The sequence below is a fragment of the Dankookia rubra genome (assembly GCF_004355005.1).
Taxonomy (GTDB): domain Bacteria; phylum Pseudomonadota; class Alphaproteobacteria; order Acetobacterales; family Acetobacteraceae; genus Paracraurococcus; species Paracraurococcus ruber_A.
The window spans coordinates 51950-64938 of record NZ_SMSJ01000018.1; the positions used below are offsets into that span (position 1 = coordinate 51950).

The following is a 12989-nucleotide window of genomic DNA, read 5'->3' on the forward strand; positions in this document are numbered from 1 at the left end:
TTCCTTCCCTTTTCATGTATCTAGCCCGGCGTCGGGGCGCCGGGAAGGCACGCCGGCGCGGCCGGGATCAGGTGATGCCCTTCTGCTGCAGCCCGGCGATCTCGGCCTCGGTCATTCCCAGCAGGCCGCCCAGCACCTCCCCGGTGTGCTGGCCCAGCACCGGCGGCGGGCTGCGATAGGTCGGCGGGGTGGCGGAGAGCTTCACCGGGTTGGCGATGACCTTCACCGGCTCGCCGGTCGGGTGCTGCATCTCCACCACCATCTCACGGGCGATGACGTGCGGGTCTGCGAAGACCTGCTCCAGCGTGTTGATCGGGCCGCAGCCGATCTTCTGCGCCTCCAGCAGCGTGATCCATTCCGCCGTGGTCTTCGATTGCATGACCGGCGTCAGCGTGGCCGTCACGTGGTCGCGGTTGGCAACGCGGATCGGGTTGGTGGCGAAGCGCGGGTCCGACAACAGGTGTTCCTGGCCCGTGGCCTTGCAGAAGCGCTCGAAGGTCGGGTCGTTGCCGACCGCCAGGATGATGTAGCCGTCCTTGGTCGGGAATTCCTGGTAGGGCGCGATGTTCGGGTGCTGGTTGCCGAGCCGGGGTGGGTTCTCGCCGGTGGCGAGATAGTTCATGCCCTGGTTGGCCAGCCAGGCGACATGGGTGTCGAGCATGCCGATGTCGATCTGCTGCCCCTCCCCGGTCGCGTTGCGGTGGTTCAGCGCGGCAAGGATGCCGATGCAGCCATAGAGCCCGGCAAACAGGTCGGCGACCGGCACGCCGACCTTCTGCGGCGAGCCCTTGGGCTCTCCGGTCAGCGACATCACGCCGCCCATCGCCTGGATCAGCGCGTCATAGCCCGGACGCGGCGCATAGGGGCCGGTCTGGCCGAAGCCGGTGATGGAGCAGTAGATCAGCTTCGGAAATTTCAGCTTCAGCTGCTCGTAGCCCAGGCCGTACTTGGCAAGCGCCCCGACCTTGAAGTTCTCCGCCAGGATGTCGCAGTGCTCGAGCAGCTTCAGGATCAGCGCCTGGCCCTCAGGCTTGCCGATATCGACGGTGACAGACTTCTTGTTGCGGTTCACCCCGACGAAGTAGGCGGATTCCTTGGTGTTCGGGATGAAGGGCGGGGCGAAGCCGCGGGTGTCGTCGCCGGCCTCGGGCCGCTCGATCTTGATGATCTCGGCGCCGAGGTCGCCGAGCATCTGGGTGCAGGTCGGGCCGGCCAGCACGCGCGTCAGGTCGAGTACGCGGATGCCCTTCAGCGGGCCGCTATTGTCCTGCATCGTCCACTCCCCTTTCGATCGAATCTCACGCGTCTCATGCACCAGTGCGCCGCGGCTTCATAGCCACCCCGCCTACATCCATCCCGGCACGATGAACAGCAGCCAGGCCAGCGGCGGCCCGGCCAGCACCACAAGGATGCTGTAGATGAGGAAACGCCGGTAGACCGTGTCCCGCTCCTCCGGCGCCGCATTCGCCACCACCAGCGCGCCGTTGGTCGAGAAGGGCGAGACGTCCACCACGGTTGAGGCCACGGCGAGCGCGGCGATCATCCCCCCCGTGCCGATCTGCCCCTGCTGCAGGAAGGGCACCGCCAGCGGGATGATGGCGCCGAGCACGCCCACTGAGGAGGCGAAGGCCGAGACCACGCCGCCGATGTAGCAGAGCAGCAAGGCCGCCAGCAGCGGCGCCCCCATGCCGGAGACGCCCTGGCCGACGCTGTCGATCGCGCCCGACTTCTGCAGCACGCCGACATAGGTGATGACCCCGCCGACCAGCAGGATGGTGGACCAGCCGATCTTGTCGACCGCGCCCTTCTGCTCGTTTGGCGCCAGCAGGGTCAGCGCCACCGCGACGGTCACCGCCACCAGTCCGACATTCAACCCGAAGGCCAGCGCACCCACCGCCAGCGCTCCGAGGCCGACCAGCGTCGCCATCTGCTGCAGGTCGAGCCGCGCCGTGGCGGGATGCGTCGGCGCGGCGATGCTGGCGTCGGCGGCACTGCCATGGCCCTCGATCTCGATATGGGTGACCGCAGTCCCGCCCCCGGCCGCCACCGGCGCGACCTGCCGTCGCCCCAGCAGCGCCGCGCCGCCGAAGACAAAGAAGACGCCGAGCGCGCAGAGCAGGTTGAAGCCGAGGCTGGCGAGGAAGAGCGAGACCTCTCCCACCGGCAGGCCGGACCGCGCCACGACCTGGTTGGTGATGCCGCCATAGATGGAGATGGGGGAGAAGCCGCCGCCCTGGGCGCCGTGGATCACCAGCAGGCCCATCATCAGCGGACTGATCGCATAGGCCCGGGCGAATTGCAGGGCGACGGGCGCCAGGATGGCGCAGGCGGCCGGCGAGACGGCGCCGACCGCGGTCAGCGCCGCGGCCACCGCGAACATGATCCAGGGGATCGCCGCGATCCGCCCGCCGACGGCCCGCACTGCCTGATGCACCAGCCAGTCGATGGTGCCGTTCTTCTGCGCGATGGCGAATAGATAGGTTATGCCGACCAGCGTGACGAAGAGGTCGCCGGGAAAGCCGGCGATGATCGCGCTTGACGACATGCCGACGGCCAGGGTGCCGATGATGAAGGCCATCGCCAGCGCCAGCGCGCCCATGTTGATCGGCAGTGCGGTGGCGACGATGAACATCACGACGAGCCCCAGGATCGAGCCGGTCTGCGGGGACATCCTTGTTTCCTCCCGGGTCGGCGTCGTCGCTCAGTTGGGTTTCGGGGCCGGTTTTTCCTCGCCGCCAAGCAGCCGCGCGAGGGCGGAACGCGAGGGCGCGGCCGGGGTCACCCGCGGCAGCGACAACAGCCCGTCGACGGCGGCGGAGCGGACCACCTGGCCGGAATGGACGAAGGCCTCGTGGTTGGCCTCGATGGCGTCAGGGTCGTAGAGATAGTTGACCATCACACCATAGCTTTCGCGCATGCCGCGGTTGGCGGTATTGCCGAGCCAGTTGATGCGTTCCAGCCGGGCACCGTTGCCGAGGTGGAAGCGCGCCACCGGGTCGATGCCGCCGGTGCCGCTGTTCGGCCGGGTCAGGTAGGTCGCGGCCAACCGCAGTAGCGGCGCGCGCAGCGCCTCCCGGCGCGGCTCGTCCTCCCACCAGGCGCCGGCCGTTACCGCCTTGAAGCCCTCGACCGGATCAGTCCCGCCAAAGGCCGCGGCCTCTTCCGGCCGGAACAGACCGCCCTCCGGCGGGCTGGCCAATTGCCGCTCGAGCCAGCGCCGGAAGCCCGGCACAGGCGAGAGGGTGGCGAAACGGGTGAGCTGGGGGAGCTCGGCCTTCAGCTCCTCCACCACCTGCTTGATGAGGAAATTGCCGAAGGAGATGCCACGCAGCCCCTCCTGGCAGTTGGAGATGGAATAGAAGATCGCGGTATCGGCCTCCCGCGCGCTGGCCGGTGCCTGGTCGCGCTGCAGCAGCGGCTGCACGGCCTCCGCCATGCCGCGGACCAGCGCGACCTCGACGAAGATCAGCGGCTCCCCCGGCAGGGCCGGGTGGAAGAAGGCGAAGCAGCGGCGGTCGGCCTCCAGCCGGCGGCGGAGGTCCTCCCAGCCCTGGATCTCGTGCACCGCCTCGTAGCGGATCAGCTTCTCCAGCACCGCGGCCGGGGTCTGCCAGTCGATCCGGCGCAGCTCGAGGAAGCCGCGGTTGAACCAGGACGCGAACAGATGCCGCAGATCGGCATCGAGCAGCTTCAGCACTGGATCCTGCCGGGCCGGGCCGCCCAGCTCCTCCCGCATCCGGACCAGCGCCGCGGTGCCGCCGGGAGCCATGTTCATTCGCCGGAGAAGCTCCTGGCGCGGCGGCTCGGCGGCATCGGCCAGCCGGGCGGCGGACTCGGCGCTCGGCGTTGCCAGCCAAGCCTCGGCCGCCCTCCGCAGCTTCCCGCCGTCCGGGGTAAAGCCCTCGGCGAGGAAGCGGAAGAAGGCGAGCCGGTCCTCGGGCCCGAGCGCCGCGAGGCTCTCCTGCAGTTCCCGCGCTACGGCGGCGCCCGAGGCCTCGCCACGTTCGGAGAGCATCGCCTTGGTCAGCCGGCGGGCGCGCTCCAGCGGCGGCAGGCCGGGGCCCGGGACATCGGCATAGGCGCGGCCGCGATCGGCGATGTTGGACCAGAGCCGTTCCAGCCAGCCCCGGGTTTCGGAAACCCCCGTGGGGCCCGCAGTGGGGGCCGGCGTGGCGTCCGGGTCCGGCGTGACCTGCGTCGCGGCATCCTGCATGCGCTCTCCCCGGGGCGGCATTGCCCCTCAGTATTCACAGACTATGTTTCACAAGATTTTCGTATGCTCAACCCGCAGATTTCTCCTATTCGGTATATTCATCGAGGCTCGACCACCGCCCCGGCCGCGGGCATCATCACCCCGGCGGCCGATCGGGACGGCAGCGGGAGGCAAGCTTCATGTCGCGTGGGCGTAACGCCGAAGACGCCAACATCGTCCCCCTCGCCGCCGCCGCCACGACGCTGGCCGAGACGATCCGTGTCGCCCTGGGCGAGGACATCATCACCGGCCGCCTCGCCCCCGGCACCGAGATCGAGGAGCAGCAGGCGGCGGAGCGCTTCGGCGCCTCCCGCACCCCGGTCCGCGAGGCGCTGCGCGAACTGGCCGCCGCTGGCCTGGTGACGATCGAGCCGCGCCGCGGCGTCCGGGTCGCCGCCCTCACCCTGGAACGCCTGGGCGAGATGTTCGAGGTCATGGCGGAGACCGAGGCGATGTGCGCCCGGCTCGCAACCCACCGGATGACTGCGCCGGAGCGCTTCGCGCTGCAGGCGCTGCACGAGCGGTCCGCCACCGCGGTCGGCGCCGGCGATGTCGGCGGCTACGACGCGCTGAACCGGGAATTCCACTCTGCGATCTATCGCTGCACCCACAATGCCTTCCTGGCCGAGCACGCCCAGGCGCTGCGGCTGCGGCTGGCGCCCTTCCGCCGCGCGCAATTCCTCGGCGAGGACCGGCTGCGCCGCAGCTTCGCCGAGCACGAGGCGGTGCTGTACCAAGTGCTGCGCGGCGACGGCGAGGAGGCCGGGCGGCAGATGCGGGCGCACATGCTGACCGCCGGGGCGAGCCTGGCCAGCACGATGCGGGCGCCTGGCTGACGCGGGCCGCCGGCGGGCGGCACCGCCCGGCGCGGTGCATCCGCCGTGCATGCCGGCGGCCCTGGGGCGGCATGCCGAACCACGGCCGCGACCCGCCGCCCGAGGCTTGCCGCCCCGGCGCGCCGCGATCATCTTGCGGCCAGCCATACCGCCAGATTCCGTTTCGGGAGGAACCCCCAATGCTCGACCGGCCGCACCCCACCCCCGCCGATCCCTGCCTCGACCCCTTCGCGCTGGCCAAGGCGTTGTCGGGCTTCCACTTCGTCGGCGGCGGCTATGTCCCGGGCCGCAACGGCCGCAGCTTCGCCGTGGTGAACCCGGCGACCGGCATCGAGGTTGCCCGTGCCGCCGAGGGCGATGCCGACGACGTCGACGTGGCGGTGCAGGCCGCTGCCCGCGCGCAGAAAGAATGGGCCAAGGTCCCCGCCCGCAAGCGCGGCGCCATGGTGCATGCCTGCGCCGCCCTGCTGAAGGAGCACCAGGAGGAGCTGGCGCGCCTCATCGCGCTCGAGACCGGCAAGGCGCTGCGCACCGAGAGCCGCGTCGAGGCCGGCGTCGTCGCCGACGTCTTCGAGTTCTTCGGCGGCCTCGGGAGCGAGCTGAAGGGCGAGAGCGTGCCCTTCGCGCCCAACGTGCTGAGCGTGACGGTGCGGGAGCCGCTCGGCGTCGTCGGCGCCATCATTCCCTGGAACGTGCCGATGCTGCTGATGGCGCTGAAGGTCGCGCCGGCGCTGGTGGCAGGCAACACGGTGGTGGTGAAGTCGGCCGAGGAGGCGCCGCTCGCGGTGTTGCGCATCTGCGAGCTGATGAACCGCATCCTGCCGCCCGGCTGCTTCAACATGCTGTCCGGCTTCGGCCCGGAATGCGGCGCACCGCTGGTGGCCCACCCCAAGGTCCGCAAGGTGACCTTCACCGGCAGTGTCGAGACCGGCAAGATCGTGGCGCGCGCCGCGGCGGAGAAGCTGATCCCCGTCACGCTCGAGCTCGGCGGCAAGTCGCCGATGATCGTCTTCGCCGATTGCGACTTCGAGAAGACCGTCTCCGGCGCGCTGACCTCGATGCGCTTCACCCGCCAGGGCCAGAGCTGCACCGCCGCCTCGCGCATCTACGTGGAACGGCCAATCTTCGACCGCTTCGTCGCCGCCATGAAGGATGCCGTGAACCGGATGGTCATGGGCGACCCGCTGGACGAGAAGACCGATATCGGCACCATCGTCTCGGAAGGCCAGCTCGAGAAGGTGCGCGGCTTCATCGAGGAGGGCACCGGGACCGCCGGCGCCACCGCGCATGTCTGCTCCGCCATGCCGACCGACCCGGCGCTGAAGAAGGGCCTGTTCATCCAGCCCGTCATCTTCACCGGCCTCGGCGCCGACAGCCGGCTGGTGCGGGAGGAGATCTTCGGCCCGGTCACCGTCATCGCCCCCTTCGACGAGCCGGAAGCCGTGCTGGCCGAGGCCAACGACAGCGAATACGGCCTGGCCGCCAGCCTCTGGACCAACAACCTGAAGGTTGGGCTCGACCTGGCGCACCGACTGGAGGCGGGCCTGGTGCAGATCAACCAGAACCTCGTGGTGCAGGCCAACCTGTCCTATGGCGGCGTGAAGTCGAGCGGTCTCGGCAAGGAGGCCAGCCTCGAGGCGATGCTGGAGCACTTCACCCACAAGAAGACGATCATGGTGAACATGGGCTGACGCTCATGGCCCGGGTCGCGCGGCGGCGTGACGCGCCCCGGCTGCGGCCGGGCGTGCTCGCCGCGGCCATGTGCCTGCTCGCTGGTGCCGCCTCGGCGCAGACCGAGGGCGCGCCCGGCAGCGGCGGCTGCGCCGCCTATGAATCGGAGTTCCCGGCCCTGGCCGGGCTGACCGAGGCGGCGGCGGTCGCCGCGATCGAGCGGATGCCCGGCATCCGCACACTGCGGGTCGCGGGGCCGGGCGCGCCGATGACCCGCGACTACCGCCCCGAGCGGGCGACGCTGCTGCTGCGCGACGGCCGGGTCGACCGGGTGCTCTGCGGCTGACCAACCGGGCGCGGGCCGGCGCATGCAGCAAGTGATGCGGCGCGTCTGTGCGTTGCCGCACGGCGCGCCCGGCCCGACCCGATCCATCGCAACCGTTCCGAATACCGGGATGGAGATGCCACCGATAAAGCCGCAACCCGTTCCCTGCCCGCCGGTACCCGCGCCAGCAGCGGATCGCGCTCCGGGGCGGCGTCTCGCGGTCCTGATTGCCCTGCCCGTCGTGCTTCTGCTCTGCGGCCTCGAAGTGGTTGCCACGCCGGTGCACGTCGCGGCGATGGATCTAGCGCTCCGGCTCGGCGAATGACCGTGGGCAGCAGGGTGGAAACTAGCGACGGGCGGGATATCCTGCATCCGCTCGTCAGATGGTGCCGTACAGCACGGTGAGGCACGCCGGATCCGGCGATCCTGCCCGCGCAAGGAGGCCCCCGGATGACCCAGCATTCCCATCGCCGCAAGCCCGCCGAGCCGGCGCTGCTCGCGGCCGGCGCCATCGGCTTCTGGCTCTTCGTCGTCGGCGCCTGTGTCGCGGTACTGCCGGACCACGTCGCCTCGCTGGACCAGCCGGAGCGGATGGCCCGGGTGGCGGATTGACCCCCACCCGGGCCGCCCGTGAAGAACGGCGCCCGCAGGCTGCTCAGATCAGGAAGACGCCCTTGCCGGTATTCTGCTGGTCGAACAGCTTGTAGGCCTCCTCCGCCTGGTCGAGCTTCCAGGTTTCGGTGAAGAGGTCGTCCACCTTGATCCCGCGGTCAACGATGAACTGCGCGCATTTCTCCTGCCCCACGCTGGAGAAGGTCCAGGAGGCAACGACGGTCGCCTGCCGCCGCAGCATGTCGGGCGAGACGTCGATCGTCACCTCGCCGCCCTCGCCCACGAAGCAGCAGGTGCCCCAGACCTTCAGCGACCGGATCGCCTGGACTCGTGCCTGTGGCGAGGAGGAGGTGTCGAGCGTCAGCTCCGCGCCGAGGCCATGGGTCAGCTCGCGGATCGCCTCGACCGGGTCGGCATTGGACGGGTTGATGGTCTCGGCCGCGCCAAACTCCTTCGCGCGCTGCAGCCGCTGCGGCGAGATATCGAGCGCAATGACCCGCGCGCCCATTGCCGTTGCGAGCTGCGTGGCCGAAAGCCCGACCGGCCCCTGGCCAAAGATGGCGATGGTGTCGTTGCCGGAGATGTTCATCCGCCGCAGCGCCCCCCAGGCGGTGCCGGTGCCGCAGGAGATCGCAGCGCCCGCCTGGAAGGTCAGCGCCTCGTGCAGCGGGACCAGGGTATTGGCGGGGACGCACATGTACTGCGCGTGGCCGCCATGCGCGTTGTTGCCGTAGACCTTGACCGAGGTCTTCTGGCAGAGCTGCTGCCAGCCGGTGCGGCAATGGCCGCAGGTGGTGCAGCCCTGGTAGTGATGCACCATGACCCGGGCGCCTTCGCGGGCTAGGCGCGGGTCGACGCCGGGGCCGATGGCTGCGACCACGCCGCAGGGCTCGTGGCCGGCGATGGTCGGGCCTTCCGGCGTCGCCAGGCCGTTGTTCTGCCGCACGCCGCGCGGCCGGCGATACTGCTTCAGGTCGCTGCCGCACATGCCGGAGGCCTTCATCTCCAGCACCACCTCGCCGAAGCCCGGCGTGGGGTCGGGGAAGGAGAGGATCTCCAGCTCACGGTCACCGGTGAAACAGACTCCGCGCATTGGCTTCCTCCATGGCTTCGGTTCTTGCCGGGAATGCTAGGGCGACCCGGCGCGGGACGAAACCCGTCTTCACGACGCGCGCGGCGAAAGCCATGGCGCATGGACGCCGGCGGTGCCGTTGCGCTAGGTCGGAGGCCATGATCCATCCGATCGCGTGCTCGGCGGCGTGACCCATGCCCCGCGCGGCTGGCGCTGGCTGCGCCGCCTGCTGCTCGGCGCCCTGGTGCTGGTGCTGCTGGCCGCGGGTGGGATCGCCGGCGCGGTCTGGTGGACCGTCCCGGCACGCGACGCCACGTTGCGGTTGCCCGGCCTCGCCGCCCGCGTCACCGTCACGCTCGATGCGCACGGCATCCCCCGCATCGCCGCCGGCACCGAGGCGGATGCCGCCATGGCGCTCGGCTGGCTGCATGCGCGCGACCGGATCTTTGCGATGGACCTGATGCGGCGCGGCGCCGCCGGGCGGCTCTCGGAACTCGCCGGACCGGCGACGCTCAGGGCCGACCGCTTCGCCCGCGCGCTGGGCCTTGCCCGCCGCGCGGCCGCCGACCTCGAGGCCCTGCCGGCCGATACCCGGGCCTTGCTGGAGGCCTATGCCGCCGGGGTGAATGCCTGGATCGCCGAGCGGGGCCGTTTCGCCGCGCCCGAATTCCTGGGTCTCGGCGCGCCGGAGCCCTGGCGCCCCGAGCACAGCCTCTACTGGGCCAAGATCATGGGCATCTGGCTATCGGGCAATTGGCGGGCGGAGCTCGACCGCGCCCGGCTGGCGGCGATCCTGCCGGAGGCGCGGCAGCGTGAGCTCTGGCCGGAGGACACGACCGCGGGCCGGCCCGATCTCGCGGGGCTCGATCCCGGCCATCTCGGCCGCCTCGCCGCCGCCCTGCCGCGTTTCCCGGAACCCGGCACCCTGCCCGGCTCCGCCAGCAATGCCTGGACGGTCGGCGCGGGGCGCTCAACCTCCGGCGCGCCGCTGCTGGCCTCCGACCCGCATCTCGGCTTCCAGGCGCCGGTCCTCTGGTACCTCGCGCGGATCGACCTCGGCGGCGGCCGGATGCTGGCCGGGGCTACCAGCCCCGGCGTGCCCTTCCTGGTGATCGGCCGCAATGCCGACCTCGCCTGGGGCGTCACCACGACCCAGTCGGATACCCAGGACGTCTTTATCGAGCGCCTGGCCGGCGCCGACGCCTACGAGACGCCGGACGGCCCGAAGCCATTCGCGGTGCGGGAGGAAGTGATCCGCGTACGCGGCGCCGCCCCGGTGGTGCTCCGCGTGCGGGAGACGCGGCACGGTCCGGTGATCTCCGACCTCGACGAGGCGCCGCCCGCCGACCGCGTGCTGGCCGTCGCCATGGCCAACCTGGCGCCGGCCGACAGCGCCGCGGCCGGGCTGCTGGCGCTGAACCGCGCCGGGTCGCTGGCCGAGGCGCGCAGCGCCGCGGCGCTGATCAGCAGCCCGCCGCAGAACCTGATGGTCGCCGACCGGGCCGGGCGGATCGGGATGTTCCTGACCGGCCGCACCCCGGCCCGCCGCGCCGGCGACGGCAGCCTGCCGGCCCCGGGCTGGGACGGCAGCCATGACTGGACGGGCTGGGTGCCCTACGACGCCATGCCGCATCTCGAGGATCCCGCCGGCGGCGCCATCGCCAATGCCAACAACCGCCCCGCCCCGCCGGACGGCCCGGTCTATCTCGGCCGCGACTGGCCGGATGACGGGCGCTTCCGCCGCATCGGGGAAATGCTCGGGGACCGGCCGCGGCACGACGCGGCAGGCTTCGCCGCGATGCAGGTCGATACCGTCTCGATCTTCGCCCGCGACCTGCTGGGGCCGCGGGCGCTGCTGCGCCGGCTGCCGCGGCCGGCGGGAGCGGCCGGCACGGCGCTCGACCTGCTGCTGGCCTGGGACGGCAACGTCCGGGCCGACCGGCCGGAGGGGCTGGTCTTCAATGCCTGGATCGAGCGGCTCGGTGACCTTGCCCTGGCAGCGGGCGGGGTGCCGGAGGGCGCCTGGACGCCGCGCGCCGCCTTCCTCCGCCTGCTGCTTTCGCCCGACGGCGCCGGGGCCGCCTGGTGCGCCGGCGACTGCGCCGTGCTGGCCGGCAGGGCGCTGGAGGAGGCGGTGGCGGCTCTGGCCGCGACCCAGGGGTCCGATCCCGCCGCCTGGCGCTGGGGCGCCCTGCATGTCGCGCGCTTCGAGCACCCGCTGCTGCGCGCCTTGCCCGGGCTCGGCTGGCTGACCGGCCTTGCCGCGCCGACCGGGGGCGACGAATGGACCGTCTCCCGCGGCGGCATCCGCGGCTATGGGCCAGACCCCTTCACCCATGTCCATGGCGCCGGGCTGCGGCTGGTGGCGGACCTGGCGGACCCCGATGCAACACTGGCGATCATCGCCACCGGGCAGTCCGGCAACCCCGCCTCCCGCCATTGGGGCGACCTGCTGGCAGCCTGGCGGGATGGCCGGATGCAGGCGCTCAGCAAGGCGCCCGAGGCGCTGGAGGGCCGCATTACGCTCACTCCTTGATGTAGGGCGAACCCCGTTGCGCCGAAGCGGTTGATTTCAGCGGCTTCCCCCCCGACACTGTCCCCGTCGAACCTTCCAGGCCGATGCTGCACCGCCCCACCCGCCGTCCACAGTTCTTCTACACCACCGCCCCGCTGCCCTGCCCCTACCTGGCGGGCCGGACGGAGCGGAAGATCGTGACCGAGCTGACCGGCCCGGATGCGGAGGCGCTGCACGACCGGCTGTCGCGCGCCGGCTTCCGGCGCAGCCACAACATCGCCTATTCGCCGGTCTGCCCCGGCTGCGCCGCCTGCATCCCGATCCGTATCCTGGTCCCGCAGTTCGAGCCCAACCGGGCGCACCGCAAGCTGAACAAGATCAACGCCGACGTCGCCGGCTTCGAGATGCCGGCGCGCGCCACGGCCGAGCAGTTCCAGCTTTTCCAGCGCTACCAGCAGGCCCGGCACGGCGACGGCGACATGGCGGCTATGGGCTTCTACGACTACCGGGCGATGGTCGAGGACACCCCGATCACCACCGGCATGATCGAGTTCCGCGACGGCCAGGACCGGTTGCTGGGCGCCTGCCTGACCGATTGGCTGAGCGACGGGCTTTCGGCGGTCTATTCCTTCTTCGACCCGGCCGAGGCGCGGCGCAGCCTGGGCTCCTGGGCCATCCTCTGGCTGGTCGCGCGGGCCCGGGCGCTGGGGCTGCCTTACGTCTACTTGGGCTACTGGGTGCCGGAGAGCCGGAAGATGTCCTACAAGTCGCGCTACCGGCCGAGCGAGGTGCTGGTCGGCGGTACCTGGCGGGTGCTGGAGGACAGCATGGTGCCGGCCGAGAGCGCCATGGTGCCGGTGACCGCCGGGTAGCACCGATGGGCCGCTGCGGCGTTGCCCCCGCATGCCGGATGCCAGCGACGACCCCCGTGTCCCCTATGCCGCCGACCGCACGGTGCTGGCGGCCGAGCGCACCTATGCGGCCTGGGTCCGCACCGGGCTGGTCTCGCTCGCGGCCGGCGTCGGGGCGAAGACCTCGCTCGGCAGCACCCTGCCGGAATGGGCGATCCTGTTCTTCGCCTCCCTGCTGGTGCTGTTCTCGGGCTTCTGTTTCGCCGTCGCGGTCTGGCGCGACCTCCGGCCGGGGCATGACTCGCCGGCGCGATCGGATGTCTGGCGCATCCCGCCCGGGGTGCTTGCGGTGGTGAATGGCGGGCTGCTGCTGGTGGCGCTCGGGGCGCTGCTCGGCGTCTGGTTCGGCCGGACGGGCGGCGGCTGAACACCACCCGCCAGGCTGCGCCGATCCCGCGGCTCGTCAGTCCCTGTGGCCGTGCCGCGCGGGCGTGACGAGGAAGGCGGCGGGCGCCAGCATCATGTCGGAATTCCCGACGATATCGCCGTGGTCGTTGATGCCGTCGAGGCGGGAGGCGCCAGTGGCCTGCGCGATCGTGATGGTGGAGAAGGCATAGGCGGCGTCGTCGCCGAACATCGGGACCCGCTCCCCGCGCTCGACGCCTCGCGGTGCTTGCGTTCAGGCACGCGCAAACCCGGCATTCCGCCGATCGTCCCGGGCGAGCCGGGATAACAGGGCGCCGTCACCCGCGGCGACGGCCGGCGCCGGATGCGGCTGGCGCCGTCTCCCTTTCGCCTGGCGCGGCCGGGACCGCCCGCCGGGTGGGCGATGCGGCGACGGGACCGCGCGTCGGC

Annotated in this window: 12 protein-coding genes; 7 read left to right on the top strand and 5 right to left on the bottom strand. The window is 71.5% G+C overall.

Annotated elements, in window-relative coordinates:
• Window positions 1-67: 67 nt before the first annotated feature.
• From E2C06_RS15415 to E2C06_RS15425, 3 genes are all read right to left on the bottom strand, one after another.
• Complete coding sequence (locus tag E2C06_RS15415) at window positions 68-1273, bottom strand: CaiB/BaiF CoA transferase family protein (protein ID WP_133289499.1); 1206 nt, start codon at window positions 1271-1273, stop codon at window positions 68-70.
• A gap of 72 nt (window positions 1274-1345) precedes the next feature.
• Window positions 1346-2671, bottom strand: a complete 1326-nt coding sequence (locus tag E2C06_RS15420) for an SLC13 family permease (RefSeq protein WP_133289500.1) — start codon at window positions 2669-2671, stop codon at window positions 1346-1348.
• A gap of 30 nt (window positions 2672-2701) precedes the next feature.
• Window positions 2702-4213 (bottom strand): malonyl-CoA decarboxylase, encoded by a 1512-nt coding sequence (locus tag E2C06_RS15425; protein WP_133289501.1) that lies wholly within the window; start codon window positions 4211-4213, stop codon window positions 2702-2704.
• Between the two features lie 179 nt (window positions 4214-4392).
• Here E2C06_RS15425 and E2C06_RS15430 point away from each other — a divergent pair, with 179 nt between their 5' ends.
• From E2C06_RS15430 to E2C06_RS37590, 4 genes are all read left to right on the top strand, one after another.
• Window positions 4393-5088: a GntR family transcriptional regulator gene (locus E2C06_RS15430; RefSeq protein WP_133289502.1), complete on the top strand. Its 696-nt coding sequence runs from the start codon at window positions 4393-4395 to the stop codon at window positions 5086-5088.
• Between the two features lie 179 nt (window positions 5089-5267).
• Window positions 5268-6779 carry an aldehyde dehydrogenase family protein gene (locus tag E2C06_RS15435; RefSeq protein WP_133289503.1) on the top strand — a complete coding sequence of 504 codons (1512 nt, stop codon included), beginning with the start codon at window positions 5268-5270 and terminating at the stop codon, window positions 6777-6779.
• Between the two features lie 5 nt (window positions 6780-6784).
• The gene (locus tag E2C06_RS15440) at window positions 6785-7105 is read left to right on the top strand and encodes a hypothetical protein (RefSeq protein ID WP_133289504.1); all 321 of its coding nucleotides are present in this window, start codon (window positions 6785-6787) and stop codon (window positions 7103-7105) included.
• Window positions 7106-7534: 429 nt separating this feature from the next.
• Window positions 7535-7696 (top strand): hypothetical protein, encoded by a 162-nt coding sequence (locus E2C06_RS37590; RefSeq protein WP_165982409.1) that lies wholly within the window; start codon window positions 7535-7537, stop codon window positions 7694-7696.
• A gap of 43 nt (window positions 7697-7739) precedes the next feature.
• Here E2C06_RS37590 and E2C06_RS15445 read toward each other — a convergent pair whose 3' ends face one another.
• A complete protein-coding gene (locus tag E2C06_RS15445; protein WP_133289505.1) occupies window positions 7740-8789 on the bottom strand; it encodes a zinc-dependent alcohol dehydrogenase family protein in 1050 nt (349 codons plus the stop codon).
• Window positions 8790-8943: 154 nt separating this feature from the next.
• Here E2C06_RS15445 and E2C06_RS15450 point away from each other — a divergent pair, with 154 nt between their 5' ends.
• The 3 genes from E2C06_RS15450 (at window position 8944) to E2C06_RS15460 (ending at window position 12561) form a co-directional block, all read left to right on the top strand.
• Window positions 8944-11304 (top strand): penicillin acylase family protein, encoded by a 2361-nt coding sequence (locus E2C06_RS15450; protein WP_241671301.1) that lies wholly within the window; start codon window positions 8944-8946, stop codon window positions 11302-11304.
• Between the two features lie 83 nt (window positions 11305-11387).
• The gene (locus E2C06_RS15455; protein WP_133289506.1) at window positions 11388-12155 is read left to right on the top strand and encodes an arginyltransferase; all 768 of its coding nucleotides are present in this window, start codon (window positions 11388-11390) and stop codon (window positions 12153-12155) included.
• A 31-nt stretch (window positions 12156-12186) separates the two neighbouring features.
• The gene (locus tag E2C06_RS15460) at window positions 12187-12561 is read left to right on the top strand and encodes a DUF202 domain-containing protein (protein ID WP_133289507.1); all 375 of its coding nucleotides are present in this window, start codon (window positions 12187-12189) and stop codon (window positions 12559-12561) included.
• 36 nt (window positions 12562-12597) lie between these two features.
• Here the strand turns inward: E2C06_RS15460 and E2C06_RS37595 are convergent, their stop codons facing one another.
• Window positions 12598-12771: a hypothetical protein gene (locus E2C06_RS37595; protein ID WP_165982410.1), complete on the bottom strand. Its 174-nt coding sequence runs from the start codon at window positions 12769-12771 to the stop codon at window positions 12598-12600.
• Between the last annotated feature and the right edge of the window lie 218 nt (window positions 12772-12989).

Coding starts and splice junctions, on each gene's coding strand:
- E2C06_RS15440 (WP_133289504.1), top strand. CDS start 6,785: ATGGCCCGGGTCGCGCGGCGGCGTGACGCGCCCCGGCTGCGGCCGGGC.
- E2C06_RS15455 (WP_133289506.1), top strand. CDS start 11,388: ATGCTGCACCGCCCCACCCGCCGTCCACAGTTCTTCTACACCACCGCC.
- E2C06_RS15445 (WP_133289505.1), bottom strand. CDS start 8,789: ATGCGCGGAGTCTGTTTCACCGGTGACCGTGAGCTGGAGATCCTCTCC.
- E2C06_RS15420 (WP_133289500.1), bottom strand. CDS start 2,671: ATGTCCCCGCAGACCGGCTCGATCCTGGGGCTCGTCGTGATGTTCATC.
- E2C06_RS37595 (WP_165982410.1), bottom strand. CDS start 12,771: ATGTTCGGCGACGACGCCGCCTATGCCTTCTCCACCATCACGATCGCG.
- E2C06_RS15430 (WP_133289502.1), top strand. CDS start 4,393: ATGTCGCGTGGGCGTAACGCCGAAGACGCCAACATCGTCCCCCTCGCC.
- E2C06_RS15460 (WP_133289507.1), top strand. CDS start 12,187: ATGCCGGATGCCAGCGACGACCCCCGTGTCCCCTATGCCGCCGACCGC.
- E2C06_RS15425 (WP_133289501.1), bottom strand. CDS start 4,213: ATGCAGGATGCCGCGACGCAGGTCACGCCGGACCCGGACGCCACGCCG.
- E2C06_RS15435 (WP_133289503.1), top strand. CDS start 5,268: ATGCTCGACCGGCCGCACCCCACCCCCGCCGATCCCTGCCTCGACCCC.
- E2C06_RS15415 (WP_133289499.1), bottom strand. CDS start 1,273: ATGCAGGACAATAGCGGCCCGCTGAAGGGCATCCGCGTACTCGACCTG.
- E2C06_RS37590 (WP_165982409.1), top strand. CDS start 7,535: ATGACCCAGCATTCCCATCGCCGCAAGCCCGCCGAGCCGGCGCTGCTC.